Origin of the sequence: Bacillus sp. AFS001701 (assembly GCF_002559405.1) — a bacterium.
In the GTDB taxonomy this organism is placed as follows: Bacteria; Bacillota; Bacilli; order Bacillales; family Bacillaceae_G; genus Gottfriedia.
On record NZ_NTZO01000199.1, the window covers coordinates 22,499 to 33,657 of the forward strand.

The 11,159-nt window shown below is 33.3% G+C and carries 12 protein-coding genes and 1 other annotated feature; of the genes, 4 read left to right on the plus strand and 8 right to left on the minus strand.

Annotated features, from left to right (window positions below):
- Positions 1–225: 225 nt before the first annotated feature.
- The gene (locus CN514_RS13985; RefSeq protein ID WP_056472680.1) at positions 226–438 is read right to left on the minus strand and encodes a hypothetical protein; all 213 of its coding nucleotides are present in this window, start codon (positions 436–438) and stop codon (positions 226–228) included.
- Positions 439–481: 43 nt separating this feature from the next.
- Positions 482–814: a DUF4257 domain-containing protein gene (locus CN514_RS13990; protein WP_056472677.1), complete on the minus strand. Its 333-nt coding sequence runs from the start codon at positions 812–814 to the stop codon at positions 482–484.
- A gap of 307 nt (positions 815–1,121) precedes the next feature.
- Here CN514_RS13990 and CN514_RS13995 point away from each other — a divergent pair, with 307 nt between their 5' ends.
- Positions 1,122–2,882 carry a hypothetical protein gene (locus tag CN514_RS13995; RefSeq protein ID WP_098233122.1) on the plus strand — a complete coding sequence of 587 codons (1,761 nt, stop codon included), beginning with the start codon at positions 1,122–1,124 and terminating at the stop codon, positions 2,880–2,882.
- Between the two features lie 127 nt (positions 2,883–3,009).
- Entirely contained in the window at positions 3,010–3,642 is a 633-nt protein-coding gene (locus tag CN514_RS14000) for a DUF2306 domain-containing protein (RefSeq protein WP_098233123.1), read from the plus strand.
- Positions 3,643–3,686: 44 nt separating this feature from the next.
- On the opposite strand, the gene CN514_RS14005 is transcribed toward CN514_RS14000, so the two are convergent.
- Entirely contained in the window at positions 3,687–4,976 is a 1,290-nt protein-coding gene (locus CN514_RS14005; RefSeq protein WP_098233124.1) for a replication-associated recombination protein A, read from the minus strand.
- Positions 4,977–5,114: 138 nt separating this feature from the next.
- Between CN514_RS14005 and CN514_RS14010 the strand changes: the two genes are divergently transcribed.
- Together CN514_RS14010 and CN514_RS14015 are read left to right on the plus strand one after the other, a co-directional pair.
- On the plus strand, positions 5,115–5,546 hold the full coding sequence (locus CN514_RS14010; RefSeq protein ID WP_098233125.1) for an SANT/Myb-like DNA-binding domain-containing protein: 432 nt from the start codon (positions 5,115–5,117) through the stop codon (positions 5,544–5,546).
- A 99-nt stretch (positions 5,547–5,645) separates the two neighbouring features.
- Positions 5,646–5,864 (plus strand): hypothetical protein, encoded by a 219-nt coding sequence (locus CN514_RS14015; RefSeq protein ID WP_098233126.1) that lies wholly within the window; start codon positions 5,646–5,648, stop codon positions 5,862–5,864.
- Between the two features lie 218 nt (positions 5,865–6,082).
- Here CN514_RS14015 and CN514_RS14020 read toward each other — a convergent pair whose 3' ends face one another.
- From CN514_RS14020 to CN514_RS25745, 5 genes are all read right to left on the minus strand, one after another.
- Positions 6,083–6,331, minus strand: a complete 249-nt coding sequence (locus CN514_RS14020) for a hypothetical protein (protein WP_056472663.1) — start codon at positions 6,329–6,331, stop codon at positions 6,083–6,085.
- A gap of 83 nt (positions 6,332–6,414) precedes the next feature.
- The gene (locus CN514_RS14025) at positions 6,415–7,182 is read right to left on the minus strand and encodes a tRNA threonylcarbamoyladenosine dehydratase (RefSeq protein ID WP_098233127.1); all 768 of its coding nucleotides are present in this window, start codon (positions 7,180–7,182) and stop codon (positions 6,415–6,417) included.
- Positions 7,183–7,347: 165 nt separating this feature from the next.
- Complete coding sequence (gene aspS / locus CN514_RS14030) at positions 7,348–9,117, minus strand: aspartate--tRNA ligase (RefSeq protein ID WP_098233128.1); 1,770 nt, start codon at positions 9,115–9,117, stop codon at positions 7,348–7,350.
- Between the two features lie 19 nt (positions 9,118–9,136).
- Complete coding sequence (hisS, locus tag CN514_RS14035) at positions 9,137–10,402, minus strand: histidine--tRNA ligase (RefSeq protein ID WP_098233129.1); 1,266 nt, start codon at positions 10,400–10,402, stop codon at positions 9,137–9,139.
- Positions 10,403–10,469: 67 nt separating this feature from the next.
- Positions 10,470–10,697 (minus strand) — a binding site (T-box leader).
- Positions 10,698–10,768: 71 nt separating this feature from the next.
- Positions 10,769–10,942, minus strand: coding sequence for a hypothetical protein (locus tag CN514_RS25745; RefSeq protein WP_088013656.1), 174 nt, complete (start codon positions 10,940–10,942; stop codon positions 10,769–10,771).
- Positions 10,943–11,159: the final 217 nt, after the last annotated feature.

Genomic DNA, 11,159 nt, shown 5'->3' on the forward strand with positions numbered 1-11,159 from the left:
ATAACTAGTCAGTTAAGTTTACTAACTTGAACTTCAACGCATTATAAATTCTAAAATTTTTACTCCATCATTCTCGCTAATTATCTAGTAATCTCAAAATCGAGGAAAAAGATTAAGATTTCTCTAAATCTACAAAAAAGAAACACCCCTAATGTTATATAGTTTAACTATACGACATTAGGGGTGTTTTCTATTTTATTCTGTTTGCTTTCTTTTTTTGCTTGCTTAACTTTTCAATTTACCAGCACGTACGAATTGAGCAGCTGCCGCTTTTTCATCGAAATCTTCAACATTTTTTCTAGATTCTTTTATGTTGTTTAAAAAGCTTATGACTTGGAATTCGATACTTTTAATTTCGTATTCAGTATCAGCATTTAATAAATCCTCTAATAAATCTAAATAAATGGCTTTCTCTTCGGGTGTTAGCACTAGCCTCATTACATGCCTCCTTCATCTTTTGCCAAGTAAATTATTGAAAATACTACACAATTTGCTTAGAAATATTATGCAGTGAACTTACCCTTTCCCGTTCAGTGTTAAGAGCCCTGCTTAAAAGAAAGCTTTGAGATGAGAGACCAGCTAATATACAGTATCCGATTACCATCCGCATATCTTTTAACATGTTTTCTGGTATAAATAAAGAAACAAATAATGTCGCGGCTGTTGCTCCAAATAAAATATCTGCAAGAAAACCTAAATAAAAGCCTTTCTTTCGTCTCACCGGGAGCATAATCGTACCTTTGTTAAACAGGATGTGAAAAATAAATCCGGTCACTCCACCAATGACAACCGCCAGGACATAGAGCTTAACCATGTTCATCCTCCATTCTTATTTTAGGTACAAAAAAAATTCCTACTTTCGTTTCGAAGATAAGTTAATCGAAATGATCGCTAGGATTGGACAAGTTCTATTTAAAATATGAACAGCTTGTTCTTATTATTATAAAAGCTTAAAAATAAATTATCAAAACATTTTGTAAAATTTATCCAATTGTGACAAAAAATAAGGTAAAAGACCTGAATTTTTATTTCTACAAATACACTACAAGACTATTTAACTATTTCTCATTACCCTTATTATGATATATTGGAATTAAAAAGAAGCTAGAGGAGGTTTTAAGTTGGCTGTACAAAGAAAATTCAAGAAAATAGTAAAGCAATTACGCCACCAAGATCTATATGAGCGCGCAAAAGGCATAGACCAACTTAGAAAGTCTCTTCGATCAGGTGCTTCTATTGAATCATTAATTTATTTATTAGAAGAAGCGGGAAGCAATTTCCCGAAATCAATAGAAGATTGGGATGATGGAAGTTATCACTTAGTTGGATTTTGTTCAGAGTTTGCACTCCAAGAATTAATAACTCCAATCGAAAAGAATTTTGAAGCATATAGTGAACGAGCAAAACTTCAAGCTCTTTATTTATTAATAAGTCTGAAATCAGAGTTAGCTAGAGATGCTTATATACGAATCATTGAAAAAAATAGTAAACGATACTCGCTTGATATCGATGTTCAATTCATTTTCGAAGAGACAAATTGGGCTCCAGAACTTGTAAAAAAACTATTACGTTTAATCGAAAATGAAGAAACTGCAGTTTCAATTTTCCATCTGATTCTATTATGTAAAAGAAATTCAATTTCTTTACCTTTTTCATCCGCTGAGAACGATTATATAATCGAAAAAATTAAAGTTTTATATAAGCTTAAACGAGAATCATATTTAAATTATGATCAAGATTACAACTTACAATATGTGTACCAGGCTTGGAAGGAATCTTACCTCATTGTTCGAACAGAAATGGGTATTTGCCTTCAATTAATGCAATATTATTATGACGATCGCATGCTTGAATATTTAAAAGAAGCACTTGAGTATAAAGATCCTTACCTAAAAGTGGATGCTGTTATATCACTGATGGAACATGGCGTACAAATGAAAAAAGAAATTCTTGATTATTGTGCTCATAATATAGAATCTGCGGTATGGTTTTATACAAAATTTAATGAATTTTCAAAGAAAGATGTATACACATTTACGGAAGAGCATCAACATAGTTTTGTGAAAAACAGACTGTTTCTTTATTTAATTACTCATGAAGATTTTGGTGTGATTCCCGACGAGATTGAAATTATAAAGCGTTATGATACTTCAAACTATTATGAACAAGAAGTAACTTATTATTTAACTAAATTTCGAAGTCAGCAAGAAAATTGGGAAGAAAATGATTGGATGGCTGCATATGTAGGGGCTTATATTTCTGTCCAAATTCCTAGTCCACGATTTTATGATGAAACAATTACGGCATTTACAAAATGGGATAAATATACTGAGGATGAACATAAAACCCAACTTGAATTATTAAATAAAGAAGAAAACGATAAATTAGGTCAAGAAGTCATTTTGGAATCAAAGCCAAGCTGGCATTTTGGTACTTATTTTCTTGGATTTCTAACTGCTGTTAGAACAGGTACTGCTTTTGGAAATCACGATCCTATTTATTTTTTATTACTAGCTTTACTATGGATTATTTTCTTATATAAAGTGTATGCAACAATTCAACTTCGAAAAGAATCTAAATTAATTTTAACAAGTAGACAGCTATCCTTAAAAAAAGGTAATGAATTAAAGTCGATTGAGCTTCATAAGATAAACCGGATGACAATCGAACTCCGAAAATGGGGTAAAAACGAAGGTAAAATGGCAGCATATCAACGAAAAGTAAATTATATTGTTTTCTATGATAAAGATGACGAAGAGATTTTATCAATCCCTTCAACTTTTATTAAACCGGATCTACTTTTCCTCGAGATCAAATTACTGACTAGTCATTTAGTTGATTCTCCAACTATTGAAGTGTTTGAAAATGATATAAGTGCTTAAAAGTCGAGACTCGAATCTCGGCTTTTTTTATTCATGTTCCGTTCATATTAGGTTGTTATGATAATACTTAAAGATTTTTATACTAAATTACATATATCAAACTAACTATCGGGGGACAGGTTTATTTATGAATTCTAAAAAAAGTTGGTGGATTTTATTTATAATTTCGCTTTGTGTCATTGTTCCTTTTATGGCTCCTTATTTTCTTATTGATCCAGAGAAAAGTCGTATCCAAATTAGTTCAACTTCAATTCAATACCCTGCTTTAATTACACATATCTGTTTTGCATTTATTGCTTTAATTGCTGGGTTCTTGTCGTTTGTAAAAAAGATTAGCTCTCGTAATCCGAGAATCCATCGAATGATCGGAACTATTTACTATACTAGCGTTTTTATAAGCGGAATTTTGTCATTGATTGTAATATTTTATATTGATAATTTTTCAAAAGTAATGTCTTTTCTTGTTTTAGCTATACTTTGGATTTTCACTACAATTAAAGGTATTCTTAGCGCAAAGAAGAAAAATTACATAGCCCACCAAATCTGGATGACTCGAAGTTTTGGAATCACTCTAGTAGCAGTAAGTGGTCGAGTTTTAGTGCCATTTATATTATTAGCCTACTTTTTGCTAAATGGATTGGATCTACCTGGTGGAAGAGAACGAATGATTGAGGAAGCCCTAAATGTTAATATATGGGTAGGTTTATTAATAAATTTAATCATAATAGAGTGGATCATATTAAAAAGGAAGGTAGAATAAGCGACCAATTTCGCTTTATTTCTACCTTCTCTTTAATTAATGACTTAATTACGATTTTTTTTAAACTGCTGTAGTTTTTCAAAAATAGCCCCGTAACGTTTTTCGTTACCTGCTTCTTTTGGTTTATAGTAAACTTGATTTACTAGTCGATCTGGAAGATATTGTTGATTTACCCAACCGCCAAAATTACCTAAAGGATGATCATGCGGATAAATATAACCTATCCCATGCCCCATATCCTTCGCTCCAGCATAGTGAGCATCTTTTAAATGCGCTGGGATATCATCATGTAGCCCACTTCTCACATCATTTAATGCTCGATCAATCGATATGACACAAGAATTAGATTTGGATGACAAACAGAGCTCAATTACTGCATTTGAAAGAATAATTCTTGCTTCAGGAAATCCAACTTGCTTTGCGGCTTCACAAGCCAGGACAACTTTCCATGGATCGCCAGCTAATCCGATATCCTCATAAGCAATCACTAATAATCTTCGAATAATGCTAGTTAAATCGCCCGCTTCAATGAGTCTCGCCAAATAATAAAGTGCCGCGTTTACATCACTTCCACGAATACTCTTTTGGAAACCAGACAATGTGTCATAATGAAAGTCTCCATTTTTATCATGATTAAAACCTTTTGAACGAAGAAATTCGTCAATAATTTCATCTTGTACTACAATTGTTCCGTCAGACTCTTTTGTTGAACCGTATACAATTGATTCCAAAATATTTAATGATGATCTTGCATCTCCGTTTACTCCATGAGCAATTTTTAAAATTTGTTCCTCTGAAATTTGAATTTGCAAATTTCCTAATCCTCTATCCTCATCTCTCAAGGCTTTATCTAATAATTTATAAATATGTTTTGGTAAAAGCGGTTCTAATTTTAAAATGTGGTTACAGCGTGATCGTATCGCACTGTTAACATCATGGTATGGATTCTCAGTTGTTGCCCCAATTAACGTGATAAATCCGCTTTCTACATATGATAATAAATAATCCTGTTGCAGCTTTGACCAACGATGAATTTCATCTGCAAAAAGAATGATCTCACCGAACATTTTCGCCTCATGAACGATATCCTCAAGTTCTTTTTTACCAGAAGTAGTCGCATTTACAGTTACAAAACGTTTATCAACCGTACCAGCAATTGCATGGGCAAACGATGTCTTACCTATTCCAGGTTCCCCGTGTATTAACATTGAAGGAACTCTTCCGTTATGTATTAATCGATATAACGCTGATTCTTTTCCGATAATTTTTTCCTGACCAATTAATTCATCAATCGTTCTTGGTCTCATACGGTATGCTAGAGGTTCATGACTCATTTTTCTCCCTCCTTTATAACTCTTTTTACTATTGTAATTGAATTGGAAACATTTTTCATCTGCACCCCGCAAATATTTCTTTTTACTACTAATTTATTTGGTGAAGATAATAATAGATGAAATGAAGAAGGTGAAAAAATGAATGCCCCAAAAACAAAATGGTCACTGGAAGATGAAAACACATTAATTGAACTAGTTGAAAAATACGAAAGCAAAGGTAAATCCAAGCAAGAAGCATTTGAAATGGTAGCAAACATTATTAATCGGACAAAGACAGCATGTGCGTCTAGATACCGAAAACTATCAAAAGATCAATTTAGAGAAATAAACCAACCTAAAGATGTTACCAAATTAAATAATCCTATAAATTCTCCTTCACTGACTATTCAAATGGTCATTCAATTCTTAATGAATTTCGAACAAAAGCATCAAACTTCGGAGGAAAATATGCAGTTAAAAGAAAGAGTAGTTAAATTAAAAATTGAAAATGAAAATTTAAACAAAAAAATTGTTAATCTAAAAACATTAATCCAAAAAAAACAAAATGTATTAATCAATCTAACAGAATAAATTTGGACAAAATAATGTAAAACATTCAAAGTATATTATCACTTGTACTATTGTATAATGAAGTAACAAAATGCAAGCAATAGTAAGGAGTATAATGAAATGAATTGGAAAAAAGGCGGTTTATGGATTATTATATTTTTTATTATTAAAGGTACGTTATCTACACTTTTAATTGTTACCGGTGCTAAATACTTTAACTTATCCTATCTTCAAATTCTACTTCTTGTAGTTGGACTATTAGTTATTTCTCTAATTGGCCGTCAATTTGTGAAAAGACGTAAAAATAGTTCTAAAAATGAGAAGGATTTAAATATGTAATGCCCTTTTACCCTATACGGTAATGTATATGAGCAGACTGAGTTCAAAAAACTTAAAGTTCAGACAGACTGATTGCAAGCGCTTTTCTTTCGAGGCGCGAATCCTAGTGAGGATCGAAGTTACCTTAGACGGTAATGAGCACCGCTCAACAGACGAAGTAACGAAGAAATCGAGCGTTTTCGGGCAGACTGAAACCCCCAATAATTTGGGGGTCTTTTTTATTTATTAGGCTTACGTTTATTCATTTCAATCGATTCCATATCGTTAACGACGCCATCTTTGCCAACCTTACCATTTTTCTCTACAACATTATTTTTCTTTTTATACTTAACATTAATCCGATTGGATAAATTATCTACATGATGCTGTTTTGAATCTTTTTCCACGTCACTTGTACTATTACAAGCAGTTAATATTGATAATGATAATCCGAAAGTACAAAATACTTTCAAGGCTCTATTCAACATCAAACACCTCCTATTGAAGGTAGTTTTTACATTAATAAATAAAAAAACTGTAGGAAATTAATTCCTACAGCCAGTAGTATTGGTTATTCTTTACCTACACGCTTAATTTCAATATCCTTTATTAATTCACGAACTGCATGACTAGCTGCGATTAAGCCGGCAACTGATGGTACAAAGGCGTTTGAAGATGGTGGCATTTTTGCTTTACGAATTTTTGTATTTTCATCTGGTACGATTTCTTTACGTACATCTTCACGAATAACAATAGGACTTTCATCCGAATAGACAACTGTTACTCCTTTATGAATACCTTCTTTGCGAAGTTTAGTTCGAATAACTTTTGCAATAGGATCGTGAGTTGTTTTTGATATATCAGCAATTTTAAATCGAGTTGGATCCATCTTATTAGCGGCACCCATACTTGAAATAAGTGGAATTCCACGACGACGACACTCTTTAATTAAGTGAATTTTATATGTAATTGTATCAGAAGCATCAATTACATAATCTAATGGAATTTCGAAAAACTTTTCAAATGTTTCTTCTGTATAAAACATTCTATGTGTAATTACTTCGCACTCAGGATTAATCTCAAGAATACGTTGCTTCATCATTTCTACTTTAGGCTCTCCAACTGTTGATAATAAAGCATGAATTTGTCTATTCACGTTTGTAATATCAATAACATCTTTATCCACTAGTATTAAACGTCCGACTCCAGAACGCGCTAAAGCTTCTGCAGAAAATGAGCCAACCCCTCCAATACCTAAAATAGCTACCGTACTGTTTTGTAATCGCTCTAAACCTGCTTTACCAAAAGCAAGCTCATTACGAGAAAATTGGTGTAACATTTATTCAACTCCCACTATCTTAATCAGATTACAATGATTTAAATATACATGATACAAGCTATTGACATCAAGCTTGAATTAAAGAAAAACAGAATTTTTCTTAATCCTTCAACAAGAAAAAGGAAAGGATTAAGAAAATTAATTCCTTCACCCTTCCTTTCTATTTTACTCTTCTACAGTTGTTTTTAACGCTAATTCTTCTAATTGTGCAGAAGAAACTGGACTTGGTGCATTTGTTAATAAACAACTTGCTGATGCAGTTTTAGGGAATGCAATTGTGTCACGTAAATTTGAGCGACCTGCAAGTAACATAACAATACGGTCTAAACCTAGCGCTATTCCGCCGTGTGGTGGAGTTCCGTATTCAAATGCTTCCATTAAGAAACCAAATTGCGCTTGTGCTTCTTCTTCAGAAAATCCTAAGCATTTGAACATCTTTTCTTGTATGTCTCTTTCGTATATACGAACTGATCCTCCACCAAGCTCGTAACCATTTAGTACTAAGTCATAAGCTTGAGCTTTTACACTACCTGGATCTGTATCTAATTTATCAATATCTTCACGAACAGGTGACGTGAATGGATGATGAGCAGCAAAATAACGATTTAAATCTGCATCATACTCAAGTAATGGCCAGTCAGTAACCCATAAGAAATTGAATTTAGATTGATCAATTAACTCTAAGTCTTTACCTAGTTTTAATCGAAGTGCTCCTAAACTATTTGCAACTACTGAAGCATCTGAAGCTACGAATAAAATTAAATCTCCTGCTTCTGCTTCTACAGCTAATTTTAATGTAGCAAATTCCTCTTCACTAAAGAATTTAGCGATTGGACCTTTGAAACCATCTTCTTCAAGTTTTAACCATGCAAGACCTTTTGCTCCATAACGACCAGCATATTCTTGAAGTCCATCGATGTCTTTACGAGAATAATTTGCAGCTTGACCTTTTACATTTAAACATTTGACTTGGCCACCGTTTTCAACAGCTGAAGTAAATACTTTAAATCCACTTTCTTTAGCGAAAGAAGAAACATCAATTAACTCTAATCCAAAACGAGTATCAGGCTTATCAGAACCGTAGCGATTCATCGCTTCATCATAGCTCATACGAGGAAGTGGAGTAACTAGATCAACACCTTTTGTTTCCTTCATCATTTTAACCATCATTCTTTCAGACATTTCCATTATCTCTTCTTGAGAAAGGAAGCTAGTTTCAATGTCTATTTGAGTAAATTCTGGTTGACGGTCAGCACGTAAATCTTCGTCACGGAAGCATCGTGCAATTTGGAAATAGCGTTCAAATCCTGAAACCATTAATAATTGTTTAAAAATTTGAGGTGATTGTGGTAAAGCATAAAACTCACCTGGATGTACACGGCTAGGAACTAAATAGTCACGAGCTCCTTCTGGTGTACTCTTCGTTAAAATTGGCGTTTCAACTTCTAAGAAGTCTTCACCATCTAAGAAATCACGAATTGATTTTGTAATTTTTGAACGTAACTTAAATGTGTCATACATAACTGGACGACGTAGATCTAAATAACGATATTTTAAACGAAGGTCTTCTGCTACTTCCGTTTTATTTTCAATTGCAAATGGAGGATTCTTAGCTTTATTAATAATCTCAAGCTTTTCAACAGAAACTTCAATTGCTCCCGTTTCAAGATTTGTATTAGCTGTACCTTCTCCACGAGATACTACTTTCCCGTGAACATGAAGAATAAATTCATTACGTACAGTTTCAGCTAGAGCTAAAGCTTCACTTGAAGTTTCAGGATTAAAAACGATTTGTACAAGTCCAGAACGGTCACGTAAATCAATAAAAATTAATCCACCTAAATCACGTCTTTTTTGTACCCATCCTTTAAGTGTTACACTTTGACCAATATGTGATTCTCTTAGTTCTCCACATAAATGCGTTCGTTGTTCCATTTTCAATTCCCCCATTTGTTTATTTAGAGCTTACGTATTTTACAAAGATGTCTAATGCAACTTCTTCTTGTACACCCGTCTCTTGGTCTTTTAAATTAATGACACCTCGAGATAATTCTTCTTCACCAAGAACCGCTACATATTTTGCTTTATAACGATCCGCTGCTTTGAATTGCGCTTTTATTTTACGATCTTGGTAATCTTTTTCACAAACAAGACCAGCTTTACGCAATTGATATAAAATAGCAGTCGCCTCTTTTTTCACTTCTTCTCCAAGTCCAATTAGGAATACATCCATTTCTTGTTGAATTGGAAGTTCGATTCCTTCTGTTTCAAGAGCTAATATTAAACGTTCGATACTTAATGCGAAACCAATACCTGGAGTATTAGGTCCGCCGATTTCTTCAACTAATCCGTTATAGCGACCACCACCACTTAAAGTTGAAATTGTACCGAATCCTTTACCTTCTAACATGATTTCAAATACAGTGTGATTATAATAATCTAAACCACGTACTAAATTAGCATCGATCTCAAACGGAATTTTCATAGCTGTTAAGTAAGATTGAACAGCTTTGAAATAGTTCATAGATTCTTCATTTAAATATTCTAAAATCGATGGAGCTGTCTTCATCGAAGGGTGATCGTGATCCTTTTTACAATCTAAAACACGTAATGGATTAGTTTCTAAACGATTATTACAATCACTACATAGCTCATGTGCTACCGGTTTAAAATGATTCACAAGTGCTTCACGGTGTGCTTTACGGCTTTCTAAGTCACCTAAACTATTAAGTACTAACTTAACATTTTTCAATCCAAGACCACGATATAAATCCATTGATAAAGCTAATACTTCTGCATCGATAGATGGATCATTACTTCCTAAAGCTTCGATACCGAATTGTACGAACTGACGATAGCGACCAGCCTGTGGACGTTCATAACGGAACATAGGACCGATATAGTACAACTTAGTAGGTTGATTGCTATTTCCGTACATTTTATTTTCAACATAAGAACGAGCAATTGACGCAGTTCCTTCTGGACGTAATGTTAATTGACGATCTCCACGATCAGTAAATGTGTACATTTCTTTTTGAACAATATCCGTTGTATCTCCAACACCACGTTGGAATAATTCAGTATGTTCAAAGATTGGTGTACGAATTTCGTTATAGTTATATCGTTTGCATAAGTCTCTTGCAAACTTTTCAATATACTGCCATTTTTCAATCGTACCAGGTAAAAGATCCTGAGTACCTCTTGGGATATTAATCGACATTGTAAATCCTCCTAAATAATAAACCTTTATAAATACAAAAAACCCTCGTGCCTACTGAAATAAAAACAGTAGGGACGAGAGTTATAAGCCCGTGGTGCCACCCTAATTGAAGAACAATAAACTGTTCTCCCACTTTCATCGTTAACGCCGATTACGTTTATCCTTACTAGAAATCGTTCAGGATAAAGCCTCAGGAGTGTCTTTCAAATAGTCTACTTGTGGAAATGCTCTCAGCCACGGCATCTCCTCTCTCTACAAGAGATTCTATCCTACTTTTCTCCGTCTATGGAATGTTACTATGTATCAATATGTTATTTTATATCTTACGTTCGGATACACCAAATGTCAAGAACAGTTAAATTTTTTTTACGAACGCTCCAACTGTCTCTTCAAATCACGCACTTCTCTTAAAGTTAAACCAAACTCACTTGCCATCTCTAATGAATTGGATTCTTGTCCCCTATTTTGAAACTCATGAAAATCCATATTCAAGACACCTTTTCTACCTGATCCTAGACTATTACGATTATTTATTCTCATGCTGCAGTCTCCTTCCAAGTATGTTGTTTATAGGATGTCCAAATAATTAATGGATTAAACAAAATACTGTTGAAAACTTAGGCAAGTTTTTTGAAGATTAAGCAATTTAAATTTTAGTGCTATGGATTTAGACAAAATAAGGTGGAAATTGAATAAATTTATGTAGTTTTAGTGTGGATTTTATTGAAAGTAGATTTTAAATAGTAAAATTTGATGA

Coding starts and splice junctions, on each gene's coding strand:
- CN514_RS13990 (WP_056472677.1), bottom strand. CDS start 814: ATGGTTAAGCTCTATGTCCTGGCGGTTGTCATTGGTGGAGTGACCGGA.
- CN514_RS14025 (WP_098233127.1), bottom strand. CDS start 7,182: ATGTTACACCAATTTTCTCGTAATGAGCTTGCTTTTGGTAAAGCAGGT.
- hisS (WP_098233129.1), bottom strand. CDS start 10,402: ATGTCGATTAATATCCCAAGAGGTACTCAGGATCTTTTACCTGGTACG.
- CN514_RS14000 (WP_098233123.1), top strand. CDS start 3,010: ATGAATTCTAAAAAAAGTTGGTGGATTTTATTTATAATTTCGCTTTGT.
- CN514_RS14015 (WP_098233126.1), top strand. CDS start 5,646: ATGAATTGGAAAAAAGGCGGTTTATGGATTATTATATTTTTTATTATT.
- CN514_RS14010 (WP_098233125.1), top strand. CDS start 5,115: ATGAATGCCCCAAAAACAAAATGGTCACTGGAAGATGAAAACACATTA.
- CN514_RS25745 (WP_088013656.1), bottom strand. CDS start 10,942: ATGAGAATAAATAATCGTAATAGTCTAGGATCAGGTAGAAAAGGTGTC.
- CN514_RS14020 (WP_056472663.1), bottom strand. CDS start 6,331: ATGTTGAATAGAGCCTTGAAAGTATTTTGTACTTTCGGATTATCATTA.
- CN514_RS13985 (WP_056472680.1), bottom strand. CDS start 438: ATGAGGCTAGTGCTAACACCCGAAGAGAAAGCCATTTATTTAGATTTA.
- aspS (WP_098233128.1), bottom strand. CDS start 9,117: ATGGAACAACGAACGCATTTATGTGGAGAACTAAGAGAATCACATATT.
- CN514_RS14005 (WP_098233124.1), bottom strand. CDS start 4,976: ATGAGTCATGAACCTCTAGCATACCGTATGAGACCAAGAACGATTGAT.